At 54.4% G+C, this 24,506-nt stretch carries 18 protein-coding genes; 7 read left to right on the forward strand and 11 right to left on the reverse strand.

All coding sequences use genetic code 11. From position 1 onward, the window contains the following. Positions 1-51: 51 nt before the first annotated feature. From ACQYWX_RS15965 to ACQYWX_RS15975, 3 genes are all read right to left on the reverse strand, one after another. On the reverse strand, positions 52-1,203 hold the full coding sequence (locus tag ACQYWX_RS15965; RefSeq protein ID WP_431685497.1) for an acyl-CoA dehydrogenase family protein: 1,152 nt from the start codon (positions 1,201-1,203) through the stop codon (positions 52-54). Beyond that, positions 1,196-1,447 (reverse strand): acyl carrier protein, encoded by a 252-nt coding sequence (locus ACQYWX_RS15970; RefSeq protein ID WP_279504892.1) that lies wholly within the window; start codon positions 1,445-1,447, stop codon positions 1,196-1,198. Before ACQYWX_RS15970 ends, ACQYWX_RS15965 begins: the two co-directional genes overlap by 8 nt. Positions 1,448-1,629: 182 nt before the next feature. Then, a complete protein-coding gene (locus ACQYWX_RS15975; RefSeq protein ID WP_431685498.1) occupies positions 1,630-1,875 on the reverse strand; it encodes a hypothetical protein in 246 nt (81 codons plus the stop codon). A 136-nt stretch (positions 1,876-2,011) separates the two neighbouring features. Here ACQYWX_RS15975 and ACQYWX_RS15980 point away from each other — a divergent pair, with 136 nt between their 5' ends. The 6 genes from ACQYWX_RS15980 (at position 2,012) to ACQYWX_RS16005 (ending at position 9,221) form a co-directional block, all read left to right on the forward strand. Then, entirely contained in the window at positions 2,012-3,013 is a 1,002-nt protein-coding gene (locus ACQYWX_RS15980) for an ABC transporter substrate-binding protein (RefSeq protein ID WP_431685499.1), read from the forward strand. Beyond that, the gene (locus ACQYWX_RS15985) at positions 3,014-4,036 is read left to right on the forward strand and encodes a FecCD family ABC transporter permease (protein ID WP_431685500.1); all 1,023 of its coding nucleotides are present in this window, start codon (positions 3,014-3,016) and stop codon (positions 4,034-4,036) included. Then, a complete protein-coding gene (locus ACQYWX_RS15990; protein ID WP_431685501.1) occupies positions 4,029-5,063 on the forward strand; it encodes a FecCD family ABC transporter permease in 1,035 nt (344 codons plus the stop codon). The genes ACQYWX_RS15985 and ACQYWX_RS15990 overlap by 8 nt, the downstream gene beginning before the upstream one ends. Positions 5,064-5,203: 140 nt before the next feature. Then, positions 5,204-6,061, forward strand: a complete 858-nt coding sequence (locus ACQYWX_RS15995; RefSeq protein ID WP_431685502.1) for an ABC transporter ATP-binding protein — start codon at positions 5,204-5,206, stop codon at positions 6,059-6,061. Then, on the forward strand, positions 6,052-6,981 hold the full coding sequence (locus ACQYWX_RS16000) for a sucrase ferredoxin (RefSeq protein WP_431685503.1): 930 nt from the start codon (positions 6,052-6,054) through the stop codon (positions 6,979-6,981). The genes ACQYWX_RS15995 and ACQYWX_RS16000 overlap by 10 nt, the downstream gene beginning before the upstream one ends. Positions 6,982-7,106: 125 nt before the next feature. Then, positions 7,107-9,221: a TonB-dependent receptor gene (locus ACQYWX_RS16005; protein ID WP_431685504.1), complete on the forward strand. Its 2,115-nt coding sequence runs from the start codon at positions 7,107-7,109 to the stop codon at positions 9,219-9,221. Between the two features lie 104 nt (positions 9,222-9,325). On the opposite strand, the gene ACQYWX_RS16010 is transcribed toward ACQYWX_RS16005, so the two are convergent. The 4 genes from ACQYWX_RS16010 to ACQYWX_RS16025 form a co-directional block, all read right to left on the reverse strand. Continuing rightward, on the reverse strand, positions 9,326-9,802 hold the full coding sequence (locus tag ACQYWX_RS16010) for a hypothetical protein (RefSeq protein WP_431685505.1): 477 nt from the start codon (positions 9,800-9,802) through the stop codon (positions 9,326-9,328). Between the two features lie 545 nt (positions 9,803-10,347). Next, complete coding sequence (locus ACQYWX_RS16015) at positions 10,348-11,622, reverse strand: ATP-grasp domain-containing protein (RefSeq protein WP_431685506.1); 1,275 nt, start codon at positions 11,620-11,622, stop codon at positions 10,348-10,350. Between the two features lie 313 nt (positions 11,623-11,935). Continuing rightward, a complete protein-coding gene (locus ACQYWX_RS16020; RefSeq protein ID WP_431685507.1) occupies positions 11,936-12,706 on the reverse strand; it encodes a nuclear transport factor 2 family protein in 771 nt (256 codons plus the stop codon). A 135-nt stretch (positions 12,707-12,841) separates the two neighbouring features. Further along, positions 12,842-13,750, reverse strand: a complete 909-nt coding sequence (locus ACQYWX_RS16025) for an MBL fold metallo-hydrolase (protein ID WP_431685508.1) — start codon at positions 13,748-13,750, stop codon at positions 12,842-12,844. Between the two features lie 110 nt (positions 13,751-13,860). Between ACQYWX_RS16025 and ACQYWX_RS16030 the strand changes: the two genes are divergently transcribed. Continuing rightward, a complete protein-coding gene (locus ACQYWX_RS16030) occupies positions 13,861-14,742 on the forward strand; it encodes a LysR family transcriptional regulator (RefSeq protein ID WP_431685509.1) in 882 nt (293 codons plus the stop codon). A 166-nt stretch (positions 14,743-14,908) separates the two neighbouring features. Here ACQYWX_RS16030 and ACQYWX_RS16035 read toward each other — a convergent pair whose 3' ends face one another. The 4 genes from ACQYWX_RS16035 to ACQYWX_RS16050 all read right to left on the reverse strand — a co-directional run bounded on the left by ACQYWX_RS16035 (position 14,909) and on the right by ACQYWX_RS16050 (position 24,218). Then, complete coding sequence (locus ACQYWX_RS16035) at positions 14,909-17,014, reverse strand: GmrSD restriction endonuclease domain-containing protein (RefSeq protein ID WP_431685510.1); 2,106 nt, start codon at positions 17,012-17,014, stop codon at positions 14,909-14,911. A 764-nt stretch (positions 17,015-17,778) separates the two neighbouring features. After that, positions 17,779-18,543 carry a substrate-binding periplasmic protein gene (locus ACQYWX_RS16040; protein ID WP_431685511.1) on the reverse strand — a complete coding sequence of 255 codons (765 nt, stop codon included), beginning with the start codon at positions 18,541-18,543 and terminating at the stop codon, positions 17,779-17,781. 257 nt (positions 18,544-18,800) lie between these two features. Then, positions 18,801-19,526, reverse strand: coding sequence for a transporter substrate-binding domain-containing protein (locus ACQYWX_RS16045; RefSeq protein WP_279504875.1), 726 nt, complete (start codon positions 19,524-19,526; stop codon positions 18,801-18,803). Between the two features lie 822 nt (positions 19,527-20,348). Next, positions 20,349-24,218 (reverse strand): G8 domain-containing protein, encoded by a 3,870-nt coding sequence (locus ACQYWX_RS16050; protein ID WP_431685512.1) that lies wholly within the window; start codon positions 24,216-24,218, stop codon positions 20,349-20,351. Positions 24,219-24,506: the final 288 nt, after the last annotated feature.

Consider the following 24,506-nt stretch of genomic DNA (forward strand, 5'->3'; position numbering starts at 1 on the left):
GGGTCTCAAGCCTGGAGGATAGAAATGGTGAGAAGCGGATTATGAAATAGTCTATACAGCGCTATAGCTGTATCGATTACATACTTCCTTGCCGATCAGCATTTTTTGCAGTTCATTGCTGCCTTCGACGACCTGCAAAATTTTCGCATCCCGATAGAGACGGCTGACGCCGTTACTCTCATCGCAGCCATGGCCGCCGTGAATCTGGACGGCTTTGGCCGCCGCCGTACCGGCTTCATGTGATGCAAAAAACTTGGCCTGAAGAATCTGCTCCAGAGCGTCTTCGTCCCGGGATTCCTTGGCTTTTGTCGCTGACAGGCAAATGAGTTGGGAGGCAAGCAGACTACTGGACATTTCCGCCAGATAGCCGCGAATGATGCCTTGGTCCGCTAGCAGCGCACCAAAGGTGGAGCGGGCGTTGGCTCTGCGCGCAGAGGCCGCCAGCGCCGCTTGTTGAACGCCCAGCGCCGCCCAGGCCACGCTGATGCGGCCGTAGTCCAGAGCGCTGTTGGAAATGAGGTTCTGGCCGAAGCCCGGTTTCCCGATGATGTGCGATTTGGGAATCCGCACGTCGACGAAGTCGAGCACCGCCAGATAGGCGCTCTTGAAACCCAGCATGTTTTTCTTGGCGGTGATGGTGAATCCTGGCGTTTCTTTAGGAATCAGAGCGGCGGTGTCCAGCCCCTGATATTTACCGAACACCAGAAACAGGTCTGCGATCTGGGCGAACGTGATCCAGGTCTTTTGTCCGTTGACCAGCAAGGCGTCGCCGTCGTCGACAAACTGTGTCGACAGGTTCTTGGAATCGCCTCCGGCGCCGATCTCGGTTTGCGCGAACGCGCCAATGATCTCGCCTTTAACCAGCGGCGTCAGATACTGTTGCTTTTGCTCCGGCGTTCCCCAGTCCTCAATGGTTTTCAACACCATTGAATGGACGTTCAGCAAGCCCGTCAGTGAGCCGCTTCCCGCCCCGATCGCCATGTTGAGAAGTCCGAAAGTGGTGGCGTCGAAGCCAAGGCCGCCGCTTTCCTCTTTCGCCAGGCCGCCCAGCCAGCCGTTATGGGCGAGCTTTTTCACTACCGAGGCGGGGGTCGCCTCGTGTAGATCCCACTCATCGGCATAAGGCGCGACTTCATCGGCGGAAAACTGTTCGAAGGCGTGCAGCCACTGGTTTTGAGAAGGCGATAGAAAACGGTTAAGCATTTACCACCGCCTTTCTCTCCAAGAAATTACAGACAGCCTGAATACTACAAAAGTTGGCGTTATCAAGGTCGTCAATCTCTACCTTGATTCTGAAGTTTTTTTCGAGAAAGGAGATTAATTGGATAGCGGCCAGGGAGTTAACCAGACCTGTTTCGAAGATGTCGACTGAGTCGTCCAAATCCTGTTTTCCAGCGAGTTTGCTCAGGTATTCAGACACTAATTTTTTACGCGCAGATACGTCCATTACTACTTTCCTTTGCGAGCTAAAATTCCATTGGTCTTTCCATTGATAAATCGATTCGGCTTTTTATGAAAAGGCTTTCTTTTTCAAGCCCCATCTTGGGGCGCCGAACCAATCTGCAGCAATCATATATCAACCCTATCGATAGGCGCAATCTTCCAGTCAGCTGTTTTTATTGACAAATATTAATCATGTTTGGCTTCGCTGATAACACGGCGGAACGCTTCCAAAGGCAAGCTTTTAAGGATCGTGCGACATAGCAGCAAGCGACCGCATTGATCTTTTCCCACTCTGAAACGCTTCAGATGCAAACGCTTGCAGAACAAAAATGGGACAAGATTGGGAATTTGATAATACGGCTTCTGAGTGAAAGCCGCAGTGGCGACCGCAGCATCCGGTTCGGCGAAAATGAGATCGCCGATATGTTTCATTGCGGCGATATTCGCCCGCTGATAAACAGGCTAATGGGCGATCATCGCAAACGTTAATGAGAATGCTTCTTATTGATATTATTAGTCCCCCCAGCTAGACTGCGCGTATCCTTTCGTACGATAGAAACGCATACCGATGTTACCCAAATTCCGGCTAAGTCTATGGCCTTTCAAGGCTTCCTCATCGCGCCGCGGCCTCGTCGCGCTCACTGCATGTCTGATCGGTCTTGGCGCACTTCTGCTTGGACCTGGCTCCGCTCACGCCAATGATGAACCTATGCGTCGCATTGAGCATTCTATGGGGGTGACTGAGGTATCCGGTACACCGGTCAGAGTCGTCACGCTGTTTCAGGGAGCGACGGATACCGCCATCGCTTTGGGCGTTATTCCCGTGGGCGTGGTGGATTCCTGGGCGGAGAAGCCCACCTACAAATATCTGCGTCCTCATCTCCAGGGCGTTCCTCATGTGGGGCTGGAGACCCAGCCCAATCTGGAGGTGGTCGCCGGTCTCAAGCCGGACTTGATTATCGCCTCAAAGCGACGCCATGAGAAAATCTACGGCCACCTCACCCAAATCGCCCCGACTATTGCGCTGGAAACCGTGTTTGATTTCAAAGACACCGTAACCATGATGGGATTGGCGATGAACCGTCAGGCGCAGGCGGAGACGCTGCTGCGAAACTGGAACGACCGCGTGGCGGATTTTCAGCAGCGAATTCAGCTCAAGCTCGGCGACCAGTGGCCGCAGGAAGTATCCGCCATTAACTTCCGGGCGGATCATGCCCGTCTTTATCTTCAGGGCAGCTATACCGGCTCCATTCTGCATGAGCTGGGTTTCGCCAGTCCTCCCAATCATCCGCAAGACCAATGGATGCAGAAGCTGGCTACCAAGGAAAGCATTCCCGCGATGAACGCGGATGTCTTTTTTGTGTTTATGAACACCGAAGACCCCGCTGTGCTGCAGGGATATGCGGACTGGACCCGTCACCCGCTGTGGAAGAACCTGGACTCCGTGCGTAAGCATCAGGTTTTTCAGGTCGACCAGATAGCCTGGCATTTATCCGGCAGCATCCTTGGGGCGAATCTGATGCTGGATCAGATCTACGACCATTTCGGCCTCACCGGTTCGTCTCAATAAATGTCGTTCAAGCATTTACGGGCGGGACGGAATTCCGGTCGCGTCCTGCAACTTCTCCTCGCGTTGCTGATACTGGCTGTAGCCTTCAGCGCCAGCATCGCCCTGGGCCAGATCTCCATGCCGTTGAGCGTCGTGCTGAACGCTTTCACCGCTTTCGATCCGGGCTCCACGGAACATATCATCGTCACGACCACCCGCCTGTCCCGGGCGTTGACGGCGCTGTGCGTCGGCTCCGCGCTGGCGGTGGCGGGAGCGCTGATGCAGGCGCTGACCCGTAATCCCCTGGCCTCACCGGGAATCTTCGGCGTCAACGCCGGCGCCTTGTTCGCCATTGCGCTGTCGACCACGCTTTTCTCCGTCCCGTCCCTGCAACACTATATCTGGATCGCTTTCGCCGGCGCCGCCGTCGCGGGAACCCTGGTCTACTGCCTGAGCGCCCTCGGTCGCGATGGCCTGACGCCGGTCAGAACCGTGCTGGCGGGCGCCGCCATCACCGCCTTGTTCGTCTCCTTCACCCAGGGTCTGCTGGTGATCAATCAGGAAGGGCTGGACAGCATCCTGTTCTGGCTGGCGGGCTCGGTGGCGGGACGCAGTCTGGATCTGGTGGCGCCGGTAGCCCCCTGCATTCTGTTGGCCATCATCGCCAGCATGGCTCTGGGCCGTCATATCAATGTTCTGATGTCCGGCGATGAAGTAGCAAAGGGCCTGGGACAACGCACCGGGATGCTGCGGTTTTTGATGGGAGTTTTGATCATCGGTCTGGCCGGGGCTGCGGTGGCGATCGCCGGCAATATCGTCTTTGTCGGATTGATCGTTCCTCACATGGTCCGCGCCTGGCTCGGCGCGGATTACCGTTGGGTGCTACCGGGCTGCGCGGTGTTGGGCGCTGTCCTGCTACTGAGCGCCGACGTAGCCGCGCGGTTTTTGATACCGCCCCAGGAAGTCCCCATCGGCGTGATAACCGCATTGTTGGGAACGCCCTTTTTCATCTATCTGGCGCGGCGGGGCGTGCAGCATGCATAGGCTCATCACTCTGCGCTTTAACCGGTGGTCGGTGCAGGTTAACCCACGCTCGGCGACTCTCACTTTGGCGGTGCTGGCGGCGTCTTTGACGCTGGCGCTTATCGCTATCGCGACAGGCAGCCTCTGGATTTCCCCGCTGGAAGTGATCAAAGAATTGATCGCCAGTGAGCCGGGCGATCACGCCTTTATTATCGAAACCCTGCGACTGCCCAGAGTACTGATGGCGTTTCTGGCAGGTTCCGCGCTGGCGCTGTCCGGCCTGATCCTGCAGAGCGTTATCAGGAATCCCCTGGCCTCTCCCGACATTATCGGCATCACCAGCGGCGCGTCTGCGGCGGCGGTGTTTTTTCTGTCGTTTCTGGCGGGCGCCGTCAGCATCCACTGGCTGCCGGTAGCGGCCATTCTCGGCGCGGCCTGCACGTCCTTGTTGATCTATGCGCTGGCGTGGCGGCAGGGCGTATCCCCCATTCGTCTAGTGTTGATTGGCATCGGACTGTCCGCCGGACTCAGCGCGCTCACCACGCTGATGATCGTCATCAGCCCCATCGCCACCAGCATGAGCGCTTATGTGTGGCTGACCGGCAGCGTGTACGGCTCGGAATGGAGCGACGTGCAGGCTTTGGCGCCCTGGCTGCTGATCCTGGGCCCACTGTCGCTGCTGCTGGCGCGGACCATTGATATTCAGGAGATGGGCGACGCTATCGCCATCAACCTCGGCGTTCCGGTGCAGCGTAACCGCTTTATCCTGTTATTGATCAGCGTCGCCCTGGCCGGCTCCGCCGTCGCCTATACCGGCGCTATTGGCTTTGTCGGCCTGATTGCGCCGCATATGGCGCGCCATCTGGTGGATCGCTCCTTCTCCAGTCTGGCGCCGGTGGCGGCTATGATCGGCGGCGGCATGGTGGCGCTGGCCGACACCATTGGCCGCACCGTCTTTCTGCCGCTGGACATTCCCGCCGGGGTATTCGTTTCCAGTGTGGGAGCGCCGTTTTTTATCTATCTGCTGTATCGACAGCGTCATTATTAACATGGCGATGATACTGACATGTTAATGAACAGGCGCATGGCGGCGCCTAGCTGCAGGAAACAGGGCCTGACATGCACAGGCCTGTCGTTGCAGACAAATAGAAGGACGCATTTGTCCGCCTGATTAATAGTGAGATCGTCATGAGCATTACGACAACGACCGAACACCCGCTGGAAAGCCGCGACCTGACGCTGGGCTATGAGCAGAAGGTCATCATTGAAGCGCTGAACCTGAGAATTCCCCGGGCCAAGGTGACTGTGTTCGTCGGCAGTAACGGCTGCGGCAAGTCCACGCTGCTGAAATCTTTCGCCAGAGTGCTTAAACCCCAGCAAGGGTGCGTATTGCTGGACGGCCAGGAAATACAGCGAAGCCCTACCCGGCAGGTAGCGCAGAAGCTCTCCATGCTGCCCCAAGGGCCATTAGCGCCGGAGGGGCTGACCGTACATCAACTGGTCAGACAGGGCCGCTACCCCCATCAAGGCTTGCTGCGGCAATGGTCGCAGGAAGACGAACGGTTGGTTGAAAAAGCGCTGCATGATACCGGCCTCACCGCCCTACAGCATCAACCCGTGGATTCACTGTCTGGAGGCCAGCGACAGCGCGCCTGGATCGCCATGACCCTGGCGCAGAACACGGAGATTCTGCTGCTGGACGAACCCACCACCTACCTGGACCTCACCCATCAGATTGAAATTCTCGACTTGTTGCGCGACCTGAATGACCGCGAGCAAAAGACCATCGTCATGGTCCTGCACGATCTCAATCTGGCCTGTCGCTACGCGGACCACATCGTGGCGATCCAGCATCGCAACGTCTACGCCCAGGGCAGTCCGGAGGAGATCATCACCGAGGAAACCGTCAGTGCGGTGTTCGACCTGGGCTGCCGCATTATCCGCGATCCCCTGTTCGGCTCGCCGTTATGCATCCCCTTCGGCAAAACCACACGCATACCGACGCAAACTCAAGAGCATGACAAACGGAGCGAAGCATGCGTCTAGGCGCCGCCACGCCAAAGTTCTGCGCCCAGGCCAGTCAGGACGCCGATGAGCCTCTGGCGGGAACGGGCTTTCATCCGCAAAGCAATCTATTGCTGAGCTGGCCCATCGCCGGTTGGACGCGCACTTACCATCAGGCTAAGGATATGAGCGAAACCGAGTCCGGGCTTGTCGCAGAACTGGTCGCCCAAGGCCGCCGGGTGAACCTGATGCATCGGGCGGATCAGTCCAAGTCCCTGCGTCGCGCCTATCTGATGCCCGAACGGGAGGCGTACGATATTCCCTGCGAACAACTGGCGGCGTTTCTGCTGGCGTTGCAGCAGGGGCGCTCGTTGGCGGCATGGCGTAGCGGCCCGGCGCCCGCCAAGGTCGTGCTTTGCTGCACCCATGGCGTCAAGGACAAGTGTTGCGCCAAGTTCGGCGTCGCGGGCTTCAAGGCGCTGGAGCTGGCCGCGCAGAATTTCCCAGGCGTTGAAGTCTGGCAAAGCTCTCACCTGGGAGGCTGTCGTTTCGCGGCCACCGCCCTGGTGTTTCCCGACATGCGCAAATACGGGCGTATCGAGCCTGAGCGCGCCCAGCCCCTGCTGGAAAGCGAGATGAGCAACCTTCCTTATCTGCCCTGCTTTCGTGGAAACAGCGCTTTGACGCCAGTCCAGCAAATTGCCGAGATCGAAGCGCGCAAGCGTCTTGGCGCGGAGGGACATCAGCCGACTCAGTTGGAAATTGTCGCTGAACACAGCGACGGCGAAAACCAGGCGGAGATCGCGTTTTTCTGGCGATCCGATACTGCGGACGGACGTCTGATTATCCATCTGAAGGCCACGTCTTTCCTGCGCTACGACATGTGTTCGGATATTGACGCGGGCGGCGGCCCCTCAGATCGCCGCACATGGCGAGCAAGCGAAACGCAGGGAAACGCCTGAGTCAGGAGTTAATTCGTCAGTCGCCGCTTAATGCGATTGATAATAATTATCATTTTTATTACATTGCACTTCTGGCTATTTTTCTCCTTCATTCATGTCCCAAGACAATCATTAAGGAATTGTCCATGCTGTCAAAACCTTCCCTGCACGCCCTGGCGCTCACACCGCTGGCGGCGTTTTTCCTCTCCGCGCAGGCTCAGGCCGCGCAGCCGACTACGGTGCTGGATGAGGTCGTGATTACCTCCACTCGGTCCGCTACAGGGGAGAAGGACTCCCCTCAAGTCGTCACTATAATCACCAGGGAAGAGATCGAAGAACAGTTGGCGTTGACGTCCGATTCGTCGCAAATTCTGAGCAACCTGCTGCCGGCCTACTCGCCTAATCGACAAAAGCTGACCAGCAGCGGGGAAACCTTCCGTGGCCGCGCGGTGCTGTTCATGATCGATGGCGTGCCGCAGTCCAACCCGCTTAGAAACGCGTCCCGTTCTGGCCATACCATTGACCTGTCCATGGTGGAGCGCATCGAAGTGATTCACGGCGCCAACGCCATTCACGGCCTGGGCGCCACCGGCGGCATTATTAACTTCATCACGCGCCGTCCCAGCGGGGTTGAACTCAAGCAGCATGCAGGGGTTCAGGTCACCACTCCCGCCCGCAAGCTGGACTCCGACACACTGGGCTATAAGTTGGACTACCGGGTGGAAGGCGCGCAACAGGATTTTGAGTATCTGGCCGGCCTCAGCTACGAAACGCAAGGGTTGTATCTGGACGCCGACGGCTCCCCGGTAGGGGTCGACAACACTCAGGGCGACCTGATGGATTCACAAGCCTATGACCTGTTCCTCAAGCTGGGCTACTGGCTGGACGACGACCAGAATATCGAACTGGAAGTCAATCACTACCAAGCCAAAGGCGACATGAATTACGTGAGCGTCACGGGCGACCGCAGCGAGGGCGTTCCCACCACCTCTGAGAAAGGCGAGCCAGAAGGCGGAGCGCCCCGCAACAGGGTGCTCACCGCCAGCCTGAAATACGAGCATCACGATCTCAACGGCATGGTCTTTACCGCACAGGGATATAGCCAGCAGTTCGAAGGCCGCTTCGGCGCCACCCTCACCTCAACGTTCCAGGACGAGGACATTGCCCCGGTCGGCACGCTGTATGACCAGTCGCAGAATGAGTCGGATAAACTCGGCGCCAAATTCACACTGAGCAAGCAGGATCTGTTCGATAAAAAGTTGAAGCTGACCGGTGGACTGGATCTGCTGCGGGACACCACCCAGCAAAGACTGGTGCTGACCAACCGCAGTTGGGTGCCGGAAACGTCCTACAACAACTACGCTCCGTTCCTGCAGGCTCAAGTGCAGCCCATGGACAGTTTAGTTTTGCACGCCGGTGTGCGTTACGAGCACGCGGAGCTGGATGTAGACTCTTTCCAGACCCTGGCGTCCGCCAATGGCGTTACGGTGGAAGGCGGCAATCCCGACTTCAGCGAAACCTTGTATAACGCCGGCGTCGTGGTGACGCCATTGACCTGGCTCAGCGTGTTCGCCAACTATTCGGAAGGCTTTGGAATGCCTGACGTGGGCCGCGTGCTGCGGGGCATCAACAAGCCGGATCAGGATGTGGACGACTTCCTCAATCTGCAACCGATCTTGACCGACAATCGTGAAATCGGGGTGCGGATCGATTTCAAACCCGTGGATTTCGAGTTGAGCTATTACCAGTCCGACTCCGACCTGGGCTCACGCTTGGAAAATATCGACGGCGTTTATTTTGTGAAACGGGAAAGAACGGAAATCGATGGATGGGAAGCCACACTTGGCGTTCAGGTTCACGAACGGCACCGGGTGAAACTGGCCTACTCGCGCATCAACGGTGAGTACGACAGCGACGCCGATGGCGTGCTGGACAGCAAACTGGACGGACTCAACATCCCGCCGAACAGACTGACAGCAGGCTGGAATGCGCGCTGGACAGATGAGCTCAGCACCGCCCTGCAAGCCAGCCACGCCTTCGATCGCAGCTTCGATGATCCGGCAAAGGAGTTTGACGGCTACACCCTGGTGGACGCCACCCTCGACTATCAATTGAACGCCGGCAAGGTCTCTCTGGCCGTGGCCAACCTGTTCAATGAGGACTACTTCACCTACTACTCACAAAGCGCCCTGATAAACGACGACCGCTACTTCAAAGGCCGCGGCCGCACCTTCACCCTGGGCTATAGCGTGGACTTTTAAACCGTCTCGCTAACAGCCCCCTGCAAGAAGACCAGCGTTTGGCTGGTCTTCTTGTTTGGCTGCATACCGCCGCGCTGTTAGAAACCAGCTTTTACTATGCCGGCTCACTTAATTTGAATGACCTTTACGTAATTATCATAATCCTTGATCTCGCCGGAGAAGCCCGGCAGAAGCAGAATTGCTGGCCTGTGGGTCTGGTTCGTATTCTCGATGATTTCAACAGTATGGTTCCCCTGTCTTTCAGGATTCCATCCGGCTTGAATGCTAGCGCGAACAATCTCTGAAACGAGTTTGGGCTTAATGCTCACCAATTGGTCTATACCCAGAAAACCATCTACCACCAAACCAAAATAATTGACTGAAATGACCGAGACCGGGTCGTTTCTGAGTTCGACCGTTATTTTAAACACCACATCAGCAACTTGGCCCAATCCATACCTTTCCGCCGCCTTTAAGTATCTTTCATCCAATACCTCCGTCTCTTTCCGCCAGTCAGAAATAATTCTGTACCTGGAAACCCTCCATCGGTAATCAATACCGTCGACAGATATTTCTCTTGAGCCTTTTTTAGGCATCGCCATGGTATAAACCTATTTGTAAATGGCTAAACGAACTCTCAGTGTATTCCAATTCCCCCCTGTGAGACTCAGGATTTATGCGGCCTCTTGCTGGGTTTCATTACACAGCATTTTCGACCAGCGGCTAGCTATACGATTAAAGAGGTATTGAGGGGGAGTCAAAGTGTTGGATGGCGCTGCGCTTATCCAACCTACGGTTTATAGACTGTTCGCTACTTGTAGGTTGGAAAAGCGCAGCGCCTTCCAATAACTGAGTTACAGGCTGCGGCGGCTTCGTTATCCCTTGCTATACACGCAAACCGAGCGATTTCACATGACCGGTAACGACGAAATCGCTCTTTTTTATTTAAGGAATATCAGAAGGTATGCATCTTTCCCGAATAATTTGGGACAAAGTTGGGACTCCGCATATAGCAACCTCCGGGCAATGAAAACGCGCCTCAAAACGCGCCTGTTAAATCATCTGCCTAAACCTCAATGAAGACTAGGTCAACTTACCTTACCGAAAGGTTATGATGCGCTTCAGATCCCCTCCCCGCCCCAACGCTTTAGTTTAAGATAACCGGAGCATGACCGGGCGCAGTTTCATCATTGACTACCGCCTCAACTACCAGCCTGACCTTCGCCGTCGCCAGCGCCGACACATGTTCTGCTTCCGCCGGAGTTGCGCCCACGGTCATCAAATATCCGGCGCGGTCATTGCTGTCGTTCAGAGAGCTAACTCCGTCACCGATGCGGGGATAGATTTTTATATCCCTGACGCCATCCAGCGACTGAGCCTCCTCCAGGCCTGAGATGCTTTTTAATACGCCGTTTTCGGTGGTGAAAAACCTGAGCAGCACGGCGTTATTCCCGTCGGCGTCCACCAGGTCGTCGACGTTGAACTCCCTGCCCAAAGACGCCAGCAGGGTTGCTTTGGCGAGGTTAAATCCGGTTGCGGCGCGAACGAATCTGGCTTCTTCGCCGCCGCCGATTCTGGGCATGACTTCGATGATGCGATATTGCTTTGCGTGGGAGGACGTGACGATCACCTGGGCGAAAAACGGCGCAGTGTCGACGCCCATTTGTTGCAGCGCGGTTTCCATGTCGGCTCTGAGTTGATCGAGTAACTCAGCCGGAAGATCCGTCGGATATTGCTTGGTTAATGCGACGCCAAATCCCGCTTCCGTCCGCGATGGGCTGCCTCGGTATGAGGCGATGAAGGGCGCGACTCGCCCGCGATAGATAAAGCCGCTCAGACTGTATTCAACGCCTTCCACAAACTCCTGAATGATCGCCCGCGATTTCACGGAAGCATTCAGGGCGGACTGAACTACCAATTTCAACTGCTCGGGATCGGCGGCGGCTCCCACGCCCTCCTGTCCCGTACCGTCAACTGGCTTAACCACCACGGGATAACCCAAGGCTTCCGCCAGCGAGGCGGCCTGCTCATAGGACTCGACAAAATCATAGCGGGGTGTAGGCAAATCAGCGGCTCTCAACAACTCAGCCATACGCAATTTATCCAGCGGCAGCGCGGCGGACGCCTCCGACACATAAGTGCTGATTCCGCATTGGGCGGCGCACTCCGCCATCAACTTGATCGAGCGATCACTGCCGGCGGACACGATCCCGTCGAATGCATGCGTAGACGCGTACTCGACAATGCTTTTCTTATCATGACGGTTAAAGGGAACCCGCTGAATGCGCTCAACAAGCGCCGGATCAATCATCCCATCCCTGTCATCCACCACAAACACTTCAAACCCCAACTCCACGCCTTCCTCGATCAGCGGGAGCTGTATATGCCCTCCCCCAATCACCAGCACCTTGGCTTTCTTCACGCAAAACTCCTTAACTCACCACTCAGTCGGCGTTCCCCTGTGAAACAACCTCGACTCGCCTTTGCGAAGTTCAATATTAATGTGGTCTTTCATAGTGATTCCCAAGTGTTGCAATACACGGGATGCATTTCAGTGACATTGGGCAAGAGTATTGAGTAATTGCGTTGAGTAAGAATATTGAATAAGAGTGTTGGATGGCACTGCGCTTATCCAACCTACGGTTTATAGATTGTTCGCTACTTGTAGGTTGGAAAAGCGCAGCGCCTTCCAACAACTGAGTCTGAATCAAACCAGACAGGCCTGATCACCGAAATCAAAACTTCCCATTGTCATTTTTCCATTGCGACCTGGGAGGGATGGGTTCTATGGTGTCCCAGTGTTCGACTAGTTTGCCTTCTTGCACTCGGAACAGGTCGTAGAATGAGCTGTGCGTATCGCGCCACAGGCCTTCGCTGACGCTGAGTACAAAGTCGCCTTCCGCCAGGACTCGGTGCAAGGTGGTATAGGTCAAGGCGTAACGATCATTTTCTCCTAAGGACAGAGCTTCGTGGAGGGATGCAACGCCATCGCGCATCTCGGGATTGTGCTGGATAAAGTCTGTGCTGGAGACGAAGTCCTCCAGCCGTTGCAGTTGTCGATTTATCAGTACTTCGTTCACGTATTCCCGCACCAACGTTCTATTGGTCTCCGTCAAATGCAAGTCACTGGATTGTTGCGGGCCATCCAGCATGCCGTGCCCGGAAGGGTTTGGGCCCGCCAGTGGCTGGAGATTGTCCCAGTGCTCCACCGCCAGGCCGTCTTCGAAACGAAACACCTCAAACGCCGCCTTAACTGAGGAGAACTCGTATTTCATGTGGGCGAACACAAAATCCTGATCTTCAAACGCCCGCACCATCGTCACTTTAGGTCCGGTCTTGGCGATTTGCTTGAACAGCTCCGCCAGTCCCAGGCTGCCCTCGCCGGTATGAGGATTGTGCTGCACATATCGCTTCTCGTTGACGACGCTGGCGGCGTCCGGGTCGCCGGTTTCTATGCCTTTCAGCAGTTTGAAGACTTTCTCTTTGTTGCTCAGTTCACTCAACATGATGCGACTCCTTTTTTGGTTTTGATGCAGCCCCAGCTATACCCGGTTATAGCAGTTATATCAGTTTTACCAGCTGTAGAAGCCAGGCCCGACCTACGCAGACCTGGCTTTTTCGGAAGCACGTCTGCGGGATGATCAATCCTGCGCAGGACGCCAGGGGAACGGCCCCATGAATTCATCCGCCAGGATGCGCCAGACGTTCATCGACAGCCATTCATCATAGCCGACCCAATCTTTGTATTTGGGCAACCGCAATGTGGAGGCGATGGCCATGGGCGGCGCGCCTTTCTTAAGTTCAGCATAAAACTCGGCGCGCAGGTCCTGCAGGTAGGTCAGTTGCGCTTTGACATCCTCTTTGTCGCCGCCTTTTAGAGGCTCGGCTTTTTCGTTGTGAGAGAAAATGACGGTGTCGAAGTTGAGTTTAAGCACCTCATTCAGGGTTCTCTCCCACTCCCGCAGATTGAAGTCCGGCACGACGGAGAAGATAACCCGGTTCGGCGTCACGATATCCGCCAGATAGGCGGTTTTGCTTTGCGGCAGATAGAAAACGGTCATGCCCAGGCCGTGATTCATGCCGAAATAATGCAGGTCGATTTTCAGGCCATCCACATCGAACTGCTTGTAGTCGCCCTTCCAGGTTAATGTCGGCGCCGTCATGTCCGGATAGGGATTGGCCCGCATCCAGGCCGCCGCTTCTTCATGAGCGACAGTTTCCGCGCCGGCTTGAATAAACACCTGACCGCCGCTGGCGTGATCCCAGTGATTGTGGCTGTGAAAGGCGTATTTGACGGGCTTGGCGGTTATCTTTCTGATAGCGGTCAGCATGGCTTGCGCATGTTGTGAGTTCATCGTCTCGAAAACGACGACGCTTTTGTCCGTGATGGCGAACATGGAGATATAACCGCCGTCCAGGCTGAAGGAATACAGGTTGTCGGCGACTTTATAGACGGTTTCCTGCAGCGCCGCCTTGGCGGGCGCGCCAGTCAGAATGGTCGCTAGTGAAACGACGAGGGATGCAAAAATGCGTTTAAGTGAATGTTTCATACCAGATACCCAACTGCGAATTAATGTGAACCTGCATCCAGTATATTTAGTTGCACTTATTGATATGAATACCTAGGATTGCAAAACCTAAATGCAAAAAGTGCAATAAGATGAGCTCTCCTGAAGCGATCTTTATTCGCGTCGTCGAAGCCGGCGGCTTCAAACAGGCGGCGCAGCAACTGAACATGGAGCCTTCGACGGTGAGTCGCAAGGTCGCCAAACTTGAGCAACGCCTGAAGGCGAAACTGCTGAACCGCTCCACCGCCCAAACCACGCCTACCGAACTGGGCAAAGCCTACTATCAGGGCCTGCGCAGGCTGTTGGACGAGCAGGACGCTCTGGAAGAAGAGATTTTCAGCAACAGCAAAGACGTCAAAGGACATCTTCGAATCGCCACTACCGTGGATCTGGGTGACACCTTCATCGCTCCCATTGTCGAGCAGATGCTGAAGCTCGCACCCGAGCTAAGCGTCGAGCTGATCCTGGGGGCGGACATCGCTGATCTGCCAAGAAGCAATATCGACGTCGCCATCCGCCTCGGCCGCATCGAAGACTCGGAAATGTACGCCAAGTATCTGGGAGAAATCCCCCGAGTGCTGACGGCCAGCCCGGAATACCTGAAAGCCCACGGAACCCCGAAAAAGATCAGCGATCTGGCGCAACACCACTTCGTGCTCTACTCCCAACTGCAAGCCAAATCCGACATCCAATTCCAGGACGGCAGCCACTTCCCCGCCGCAAAAATCCGCAGCGCCATCATGGCCAACAGCCTCAAATCCATCGCCTACTTCGTAAAAAGCGGCATGGGCGTCAACTGGGGCCCAAGATGGCTCTACGAACAAGACCTGCAAGAAGGAAAACTAATCGAACTCCTCCCCGCCACCCCCACCGAAAACTTCACCGTCACCGCCCTCTACACCACCCGACAATTTCTGCCCTATCGGGTAAGGTGGTTTTTGGAGTTGTTGGGGGAGCGGTTGGAGTTGGGTTAGGGGAGAGTTTTGTATTCGTTGTAATAATATATATCTTTGCTAAAGGTTGAAGCACTCGTAAGCGCTGGACACTCATTTTATGCTTTCACCACCAACTACTTTTGGCTAGTTTGTCTGTCATTTTTTGTTGTTTTTTAACTCGAAAAATTAATGGCATCGGCTTACGTCAGATATCGTCTGCACCAATTTGTCGCTCAAATGCTTGTGTAACTAAAGCCAAGATATGAGGAATATCATTTAAGTTGTCGAGACCTACTTCGACATCACCGTTCCCCCAGCGCCCTAAGTTCGTGACATCTTTGCACAGTCCACGAGGGTCATCGATTTCGGCGAAAGGCATGTTGAGCGACAAGCGGAGTCTCTTCGCCTGAGGCACCACATCGACAAAATTGGTTTCGGCTTTAAAGGCGACATAAAGTTTTTTCACCTCCTCTGTCACACATGGGTCCAGCTCCAACACAGCTTTACGGAATGCCTGATAAATATCAGCCATTTTCCCAGTCACTAGCTGAGGGTGGTCCGCCAAACTATATTCCGTTGATTGCTCAATTTGTGGTTTATATGCATCGAAAATATCCTTAGGCAACTCAACCTTTACCCATACCTCGATCGCTTTATTTGCTAGCTTATTGGCACGCTTTTGAATAGCAGCTTCATCCCACTTGGCTTCAACAGCAATCCCTTCATTCATCTTAAGTGGACTGAATTTAAAACCATACTCATGTTCACACTTAGCGATGAACGCACTGTTGCTATATTCTGTGTTGTATCCTGTTAAAGTTAAGTTTCCTAGAGTATGGCGATAAATCTCCCAAACACGCTCCCACTCATCTCCTAACTCAGAGCGCCATACCAAAGGTAGCTTTTCTGCTTTATTGTCGGCTTGAGGCATGATGTGCTCAATTGTGTACTCATCGACCAAAATGCGCTCTTTACGACCAAAGTTTTCCATGCGCCTCAACCAGTAACTTTTACTGCGGAAGTTATAAATGTCTTTGGTTTGAATTTTTCTATGGAACTCTTCATCGCCAGGAAAACGTCGATAGGATGGTAACAGCATGAAAGCGGCTTTTATGCTTTCAAGATAACGATCCTTTTTAAGGCCTATACCCATTCGAGCAAAGGTTTTGTTCATGGAGTTTGTTGGGATCTCACAGATAGCGCGCCTGAATACATAGCTTTCGATGATACGCACAGCGGACAAAAACTCACTGTGGCTCAACAGGTCACCTGAGAAGTCTGAATACAACTCAAGTAACAATGGGTAGGCAACATCAACTTTGAGTTCTCGCAAATCTTTAAAGGCTAGCTTTAACTCCTCATCCTTTTCTTTACCCAAGGCGAAAGCGCAGAAGAAAACTGCATAGTTCCTAATATCTTTAACCAGTTCATCTACGCCTTTGGTTGCGATAAACGGTCGTCTCGAATACTCCTTGAACACCTCATATACTTCACCAATCTTAGGAATTTCACGAGTCTTTACGGTGAGGAAATGACGCATAAAGCTGTCAAAGTAATCGCTATATGCTTGCTGCCCAAATGTCAGCTCCATTGGTCGCCAATATTGTTCGTAGAGATGGGTTTGATGCTCAGGCTCTAGCCCCATGAGAATATAATTGCGGATCAAATCCGCTTGGCTCAACTCCCTTCCCGTTGAGTTCATACTCTCAAATATAAGTTGAGGGTTGTCTTGCTCCCGGTTAAGCGAAATATCAACAACCATCAGTTTTGCCAGTCCACTGCAAACTGGTTTCAGATCAATAAGCTTTTGCAGCTTCGACTTGAAGAACTCATAGTTTTCAACCACACGAATAGATCTATTATCTGGCTGCTCAAGCCCCTTTATAATAGCTTTTAATGACTTATCGTCGGCTTGAGACAACACCAGCTTGTAGAACTTCTCACCGCTTTCCAAAGGATTAGTTAAATAATAGCCCTTTAATTTGGTACAACTGAAATCTTCTAAAGGCTCTTGCTCACCAATCACCTCCGTTAACGCTGAAATTAAAAGGGTAATAGTTGTTAAACGTTGCTGACCGTCGATTACTAAGAGTGGTGTTTGAGACGATACAGAGTAGAGGCCTTTCTCGACATAAACAACAGACCCCATGAAATGGGCATTGATATCAACATTATTGCCGCTGCGAATGATATCATCCCACAACTGCTGGCATTCTTTTTCTTTCCAAGAGTACGTTCGTTGATAAATTGGAATGACAAATTGCGGTGACTTTTTCAAAAACTCCAACAGTTTCGCTTCAGTTGCTTTCATATCACATCAAGCTCCATCTAACATTGAACACACCTGCTCAGTTGTATTCAAAAGTATTCTCAGTAATCTGCATACCGCGTTTCCTGTCCTTAGGGCTTAATTCACTGAGACTGCAGATTGGACCAACAACAGATCACGAATGCCGCAGCCGAACAACAGCAGAGATAGTTTCTTGATTTACCCTCTGCGCCGCTTCTTTATAGCGCAATACCACTGTGGCGCGGCCATGTCCGGTTTCTCTGACGATGTACTCTTGTGTTCACTCCATACAGACAAGATGGCAGCAGCTTATGGGCTGCTGCTTCAAGTAATCAGGCTTTAGGAATTAAAGGAAGCATAACAGGACTTTTAAATTTTCCCAGCATTTCGTTAAAAGAAAGGCCCTATTCCTCCGTGTCCCACTCTGGCCATTCGCCGCGAAAGCGGGCGACTATTTCTGTAGTCGAGATGAATCCGACAATGATATGCGTATCAGGTACTTTTTCTTCGCCGGGCAGGTCATACCAGCAGTTGTCTTTCCACCGCAGTAGCTGGTTTTCTCCGAGCCCGTTGGGAAACTTTGTTGACGCTAGAAAAATCCCCTCCCATTTTGGAGAGCCTTTTTGCCATTTTACTTATCTATTCATTGATACCCGTCTTTAAGTTCGTTCATTGCTTGAGCAGGTTTTTTAGTTGGGGTGGGCGTTGCCCGACTTGGGCGTCCGGCAGGAAAATCATAACACTATTCAGTCAGCATCTTTTCTATTGCTTTAACGCTCCTGTTATTACCGATACCGCCCCCAAATCCCCTCAATCTCTCCACTATCAACCAACGCCTTAATCGCCGCATTCAACCGGTCCAGCGCCGCGGCTTTGTTGGGGTGGATGCGCAGCATGACGTCTACGCCGCCGACTTCGAAGCCGGGTTCGAGGCCTCGGTAGACGGGGTTTTCGCGCATTCGGTAGAGGACGAGGTCTTTGTTGATGATGACCTGGTCCAGGCGGCCGGCGAGTAGCATGGTGAGGAGTTGGGATTCGCCGTTGACGTCGTAGCGTTCGATGGCGCCGCTTTGGAATAGTTTGGTGAAGGTTGGATATTGGTAGCCGCGCACGACGCCGATGCGTTTGCCGATTAAGTCTGAGGGCGCTTCGACGGGCAGGCTTTTATTGCGGCCGAACAGCAGGATGTCGACGGATTGCGCATAGGGAATGGTAAACAGCCCCAGGGTTTTCTCCCCTGCCCGCCATGCGGGATTCACCCCCGACTCGATATCCACCAGATTTTCATTGAACATCATCAAGCCGCGGGCCAAGGGGTGTGTTTGAGAGATGAAGGTGTCGCCCGTGATGCGACTGATGGCGTCGAAAAAGTCTTTGTAGAAGCCGGTTGGGACTCCATCCTGGTAGAAATAATAGGGAGGGAATTCCGTGTTATGAGCCAGCACTCTGAACTCTTCCGCGTGCGCCCCTCCCTTCGGCGGCCATATCCCGATCAGGAGAACGACGAGGCTTCTCAGAAAGATACCCGCCAACAGCTTTCGTAGGGTCATTCTTGCTCTAACTTCTTTGACAAAGGCATGTGAAAAAGCGTGGCTTTCCCTGCGTCCGTTTGACGCCGCCTTAGCGTAACGCGCTTGCTGCCGGTAGACGCCTCGTACGTTAGGTGGCTACCGGTTAAAGCAGTCTGCTCTGATCATCTCCTTTTTGGCATGACACATTTGTAAATCAATGCAAATTCAGCCGCCAGATAGCCCCGCCCGTTCGCACGAGACCGGCTTGTCTGGCGGCCGATATGACAGTAGGCGGATTATTTGACTCCGTAATCCGCCAGGATCTTGTCGTAGGTTCCGTCCGCTTTGATGGCGGCGAGCCCCCGATTGTAAGCCTCGATGATTTTCTGGCCCTGAGAGTTGGCCTTGCCGGTGGCGACATGCAGGTCGTTCACAGACAGGGCGTTACTGGTGAACTCCACCGAGCCCAGGTCGATGCCGGCGTCCTTCATGACAGACTTGGCGACGATCTCATCTTCCAGAGTCAGGTCCACGCGATCGCTCAACAGCTTTTTAACGTTGGCCTCAATCGTGCCCGCTTCCGGTCTGGAGAAATTAGTGGCGTGGGTGAATTCGTCGCCATAGCCGTAGCCACTGACGATGCCGACTTTCTTCCCGCTGAGACTATCCAGCCCATTGAACTCAAACGGGTCGCCTTTGCGCTTGATAAACTTGATGCTGTTTTGCGCGTAATAGTTGCTGTAATTCAGCACCTTGGCGCGCTCCTCCGTGAACCAGGCGCCGGGCAATATGTCGATATTGCCGTTGATCACATCATTCAACGCCCGTTTCCATGGCAGGATTTTGAAATCCACCGTGTAGCCCTCTTTCTCCATCGCCGCTTTCAGCAGCGCAATGGAAATTCCGGGATCACTCCCCTCCTGTATAAACGGCGGCCAAGGGTCCTGCGCAGCTGTGACGGTCTCCGCCTGCGCGGAGAACGCAACGAGCATGGTCAGAATCAAGGTAGAAAGAGCCTTCATGCTTATACCTCTCTGTTTGAGATAGATCATTGGCGTAGGCCGATAAACCTCGGGGAGAAAGTTCATCAGGCGAAGGTCAAACGGCGTTGTTTACAAATCCCCAGGGTGGCGTGGCGCAGCGGCCAGTAACCGTAATAAGGTTAGTTTATAAACAGACCGCCAACAAATTGGAGCGCAGCAGTGTGTGGGCTTCTTGGGAGACAATTTTGGGGGTGGCGGTAGTTTTAAACGTGGGAGTCGCCTTGAACGTTTGGATGTTGGAAGGCGCTGCGCTTTTCCAACCTACCTTTGGGAGGCGGCGTTAATTGTAGGTTGGATAAGCAAAGCGCCATCCAACTGTTTTCGTGGAGCGAAAATACAGCGCGGTTCTTTGCAGGGCTTATTGAGAAGAAAGTTTGAACGCGGTGGTAGTTTTGAACGTTTGGATGTTGGAAGGCGCTGCGCTTTTCCAACCTACTTTGGGAGGCGGGGTTTATTGAGAAGAAAGTTTGAACGCGGCGGTAATCTTGTACGTTCGATGTCGGAAGGCGCTGCGCTTTTCCAACCTACTTTGGGAGGCGGCGTTAATTGTAGGTTGGATAAGCGAAGCGCCATCCAACAGTTTTCGTGAAACGAAAATACAGCGCGGATCTTGGCGGGGTTTATGGAGAAGAAAAGTCGAACGCGGCGGTAGTTTTGAACGTTTGATGTTGGAAGGCGCTGCGCTTTTCCAACCTACTTTGGGAGGCGGCGTTAGTTGTAGGTTGGAGAAGCAAAGCGCCATCCAACTGTTTTCGTGGAATGAGCGCCGGAGTTCAGTTCGACTCCGGCGCATGAGAAAGGCTAGCGATCGCTAATCAGATAGACGTTGTCGGCGGAGCCTTTGGGCAGTTCGGTGGCGCTTTGGAACAGGAAGTTCTGGAAGTTGTTTGCGCCGTTGAGCACATGAATTTCCGTACTGTTCACGCCATTGCGTTTAAAACCGATCAGGTCCGGCGCGCCGTCGCCATTGAAGTCAGACACGCGGAAGCTCCAGTTGTCATCGGTGGCGTGCAGCGCTGTGGCGGAGTGGACGATGAAGTTATCGTAGCCGCTTTGCGCGCTCAGGATGTGCACTTCCGTTCTGTTGGAGCCGCCTCGTTTGGCGATGTACCAGAGGTCGGGCCTGCCGTCGCGGTCATAATCGCTGATCAGGAACTCATCCGACGAGTTCGGTCGCAACCCCAGCCCTGTGGCGTCATGCAACAGGAAGTTCTGCGGGTTTCTACCGTCCAGCACATGCACCTCCGTGCGGCCGCTGCCCGTCGTGTTATGCAGGATGGCCCAGATATCCGGCTGGCCGTCGCCGTTGTAGTCCCGTATCGCCATGTGATCGTTGACGTTCATGTAGCCCAGCGCCGTGCCGGACTGGAAGATAAAACGCTGCAGCCCGCTCTTGCCGTCCATGATATGCACCTCCGTCGTTCCCGTGCCGGTGTTGCGCTTTTTGAAGCCGGCGATATCCATGTAGCCGTCGCGATCCCAGTCCGTCATATCGAACTGCCAGGCCTCGTTGGCGGCTTCCAGCGCGCTGTTCTGCGCGGCGGTGGAGATGAAACTCTTGCTGCGCAACAGCTTCTGGAACGTGGTTCTGGCGCCGCCTTGCTTGTTCAACACATAGACATTGGGAGCCAAAGGACGATTGGCGCCCGGCGCGCACCCGGGATTCAAGCACACGAAGATAGAGCCCAGCTCGCCGGGATTTCTGAAATCCGCGCCAGCAGGCGCTTTGAAGCGTACAAACAAGCTGCCGTTTTCATAAGCCCAGGCGTTGCCGTCAAACGCGCGCAACGCCGCCCAGGCGCCGACCGAACCCAACTGAATCAGCGGACCGGAGAAACCGTATTGCCCCGCCGGCGTTCCCAGATAGACATACACGTTGGGCGTCACGCCCGGCAGCTCCAAAGTCACATACTCGCCGCTGCTCATGCTGTGATAATCGAAGCGGGTGATGCTGGGAATCTGGTCGTGATAGATGTAGGCGTAGTTATAAGCGCCGTCGACCATGGGCAACAGACTGACGCCTTCGATTTCCTTGCGGGATTCGGTATAACGGGCGCCGTCGCTACGGAAAAAGGTGCTGTCCTGACGTCTGCGGCTGACCAGCGGCGCCGGCGGCAGCCAGATTTCATCAGAAGGACGCACCTCCACGTAGGCGAAACGATGGCGACTTTCCATGCCGCTCAGCCCTTCTTTGATGCGGCGGCTGTTACCGTCGACCAGCATGGGATGGTCCTGGGTGATGGCGGTCATGGGCTGGCCGGTGAATGTCCCGTCCACATCGTAAATCGCCCCGTTGAACCAGACCGGGCCAATGTAGTCGTTGCGATAGCGCACCTGATAACTGCCCGGAGATACCGTGGTGTTGTGCAGGGAGTGCCCGGAGTATTTGATGTTGGCGCCCCATTGGTCGAACAGGGTGAAATTATCCCGCTCAAAGCCGGTGAAATGGGAATCGCGAATACGCACTGGGCCGTCATACAGAATATGCCCGATCGCCAGACCGATCACGCCACTGGACGCGGATAGACCCAGCGGCGCCACAGGTTCGTAGTTTTCCGAAGCGCCCACCCAGAGCACGCGGTTGTAGTCCGTCACCCAAGTGCTGGCTTCGCCTTCATAGTTATCCGCCACGATCAGGTCGTTGTAGGTGCTTTTGCCGCGATTGCCGCCTACGCGGGAATACATCCCCAGGTAGTTTTTGTACACCGTCAGCCCATTGATGACCGGCTCCTGCTGGGGCATGTAGTCATTGTTCAGGTTAGGCGTTTGCGAAGCGTCATTGGGGGTGGGCGCCATGCCCAGCAGCCAGCCGTGGAAACTGGAATGCGCGGTGTTATTGTCAATAGCGCCGGCGGGCAGGTTCTGCACATTGGGGTTCAACCCCTGCTGAAAAACCGGGCTGTTCGGATTCTGATGAAAAGCGAACCAGAAACCGGAGCCGTCGGAACCGGCGGCGTGATTATTTTGCACGATGTTATTGGGATTGGTGATCCAGAAGGTGGACGGACCGCTGGCGTTTCTCAATCTGCCATTGGTGAAATCGCTGGGCAACAGCGCGTATTCCGGCGCGGGCTTGCGAGTCACCATGCCCAGATTGCCGACGATACGGTTGCCGGTCTCGTTGCCGTCCTCCATGAACAAGGCATGCCCCAAGTTGTCGTAGCAGACGTTGTTTTCCACTGCCGCGTTGTTCGTGCCATGAACGGTAATCGCGCGATTGTAGGTGTGGTGGATACTGGAGTTGCGAATGTACTGTCCGGCGGCGTTGCCGGCCAAATGCCAGTGGAAAGGATAACGTCCCAGCTTGCGGCGCTGCCCCATGCGGGTCAACTCGACATTGGAAAGACGACCGAAAGCGCCGCGCATCACCATGATGTTGCCGCCATAGGCGATGCGGCCGCTGTCTGCGTCCCCCTGAATCCGGAGATTACGGGACAACAGGCCTACTTCCGCGCGCTCGTCCAGCGTCCAGCTTTGTCCGTTGTCGCTGTATTGCTGCAGTTTGCCGAAGTGGTTATAGGCAAGGCGGTCATTGAGCGTGAGCGTCTTTCTGTCGCCGCTCAGGCTGACGATGGTGAATTCTTCCGCGTGATTCATGTCGAAATCGCTGGAGGCGATGACAATGCGATCTCCCGCGCGCCAGTTCACGGTCTCTTTCAGCGTGATGCTGTTGTCGCCAATCGCAGCGGATGCGCCCAGTTGCGTCCAGGACCGCTGGGGCTGGCCATGCATTTCGATGCGTCCGCCGTTCATGGCGTGAATCAGCTTGGATTCCGCCGCCGGATTATCTCCCAGCAAGGTAATCACGCCCTGGCCATTGAACGGCGCCTCTTCCCGGCCCAGCTCCAATAAGCCGCCCGCCATGACGTGGATTTCCGCCACATCCAGCGTAAAGTCGCGGTTGACGGGCGCGGTGAGAATCCCCTCGTTGATGATCACATTCGCCGCGTTAAGATTATCCAGCACCATGGTGGAGCCGGCGGGAATGTAGACTTCTTCGCCAGGCCCGGGAACCGAGTTCTCCAGCCAGGACGACGCCTCCGACCACATCGGCAGCTTCTCCAACTGCACGTCGTCGACAAAGGCGGTGTTATCGCCGCTTGCGCTCAGGCCGCTCAATAGTAATTGGTATTTGCCTGGCTCCAGCCACATCGTGGTGGAATGATACAGGCGATAGTTAGTGTCCTGCGGGCGGATTCGGCCAACCTGGCTGCCGGCGAGCGATACCCGCAGCGTTTGCCCTTGAGAAGAGTTGATGCAGCCCCGTTGCGCTCCACGCAGATTGACGCGATAAGCGCCTGCGCGAGAGATGGTAATGGTTTTCTGCACCTGCCCCGTCTGCTGGATAAACAGCGCCTGCTGACCCTGAGGCGTGATGGGATTGCATGAAGTAAACGCAGAGCCGTTTTCGGTAATGCCCGCGCTATCGGCGAAGGCCCATTCGCCGCCTTTGGGAAGATATTGATAGCCTCCCGAGGGAACATCCGGCGTCTCAAAACCGGAATCGCCAATGGGCGTCATCTCGCCCTCGCCGACCGCCGTCACCGCCATGGCGCTCTGATAAAACGTCAGCGCCGCGACGGTCGTCAGGATGGAAAGCGCCCTCTTGCGTTTTAAGACTGAGCCGCGCGCCGGCTCGTCAGTATGATTATTCGTGTCACCCAAGTTCATTTTATAGTCTTCCACAGTGCATTGATTCTTAGCTCTGGCTCGCCTGAACCCCGTTTAAAGGCGTTAGGAATCTATGCTTCAAACAGACATAGAAATCCCACATCCAAAATCACCCTTAAACGTTTCAGATTCGACATAGATAAATTAAGTAAAAAGTTCGGCATTGCTATCTTTGTCGCCGAAACCAGAACCTCATCCTTTAAGGCGAATAACTGAAATGCATCAAGCCAATAACCGCTGGCGCGGCAATCAAATTAATGCGGTGTTTCCGTTATCCGTATCCCAGGC

The organism is Hahella sp. NBU794, from assembly GCF_050749805.1.
Lineage (GTDB): Bacteria > Pseudomonadota > Gammaproteobacteria > Pseudomonadales > Oleiphilaceae > Hahella.

What these genes read in the sequence shown, in the direction of transcription:
- ACQYWX_RS16010 (WP_431685505.1), bottom strand. Translation starts at nt 9,802, where the DNA reads ATGGCGATGCCTAAAAAAGGCTCAAGAGAAATATCTGTCGACGGTATT.
- ACQYWX_RS15985 (WP_431685500.1), top strand. Translation starts at nt 3,014, where the DNA reads ATGTCGTTCAAGCATTTACGGGCGGGACGGAATTCCGGTCGCGTCCTG.
- ACQYWX_RS16035 (WP_431685510.1), bottom strand. Translation starts at nt 17,014, where the DNA reads ATGAAAGCAACTGAAGCGAAACTGTTGGAGTTTTTGAAAAAGTCACCG.
- ACQYWX_RS16050 (WP_431685512.1), bottom strand. Translation starts at nt 24,218, where the DNA reads ATGAACTTGGGTGACACGAATAATCATACTGACGAGCCGGCGCGCGGC.
- ACQYWX_RS16025 (WP_431685508.1), bottom strand. Translation starts at nt 13,750, where the DNA reads ATGAAACATTCACTTAAACGCATTTTTGCATCCCTCGTCGTTTCACTA.
- ACQYWX_RS16030 (WP_431685509.1), top strand. Translation starts at nt 13,861, where the DNA reads ATGAGCTCTCCTGAAGCGATCTTTATTCGCGTCGTCGAAGCCGGCGGC.
- ACQYWX_RS16020 (WP_431685507.1), bottom strand. Translation starts at nt 12,706, where the DNA reads ATGTTGAGTGAACTGAGCAACAAAGAGAAAGTCTTCAAACTGCTGAAA.
- ACQYWX_RS15975 (WP_431685498.1), bottom strand. Translation starts at nt 1,875, where the DNA reads ATGAAACATATCGGCGATCTCATTTTCGCCGAACCGGATGCTGCGGTC.
- ACQYWX_RS16005 (WP_431685504.1), top strand. Translation starts at nt 7,107, where the DNA reads ATGCTGTCAAAACCTTCCCTGCACGCCCTGGCGCTCACACCGCTGGCG.
- ACQYWX_RS15995 (WP_431685502.1), top strand. Translation starts at nt 5,204, where the DNA reads ATGAGCATTACGACAACGACCGAACACCCGCTGGAAAGCCGCGACCTG.
- ACQYWX_RS15970 (WP_279504892.1), bottom strand. Translation starts at nt 1,447, where the DNA reads ATGGACGTATCTGCGCGTAAAAAATTAGTGTCTGAATACCTGAGCAAA.
- ACQYWX_RS16040 (WP_431685511.1), bottom strand. Translation starts at nt 18,543, where the DNA reads ATGACCCTACGAAAGCTGTTGGCGGGTATCTTTCTGAGAAGCCTCGTC.
- ACQYWX_RS15980 (WP_431685499.1), top strand. Translation starts at nt 2,012, where the DNA reads ATGTTACCCAAATTCCGGCTAAGTCTATGGCCTTTCAAGGCTTCCTCA.
- ACQYWX_RS15965 (WP_431685497.1), bottom strand. Translation starts at nt 1,203, where the DNA reads ATGCTTAACCGTTTTCTATCGCCTTCTCAAAACCAGTGGCTGCACGCC.
- ACQYWX_RS16000 (WP_431685503.1), top strand. Translation starts at nt 6,052, where the DNA reads ATGCGTCTAGGCGCCGCCACGCCAAAGTTCTGCGCCCAGGCCAGTCAG.
- ACQYWX_RS15990 (WP_431685501.1), top strand. Translation starts at nt 4,029, where the DNA reads ATGCATAGGCTCATCACTCTGCGCTTTAACCGGTGGTCGGTGCAGGTT.
- ACQYWX_RS16045 (WP_279504875.1), bottom strand. Translation starts at nt 19,526, where the DNA reads ATGAAGGCTCTTTCTACCTTGATTCTGACCATGCTCGTTGCGTTCTCC.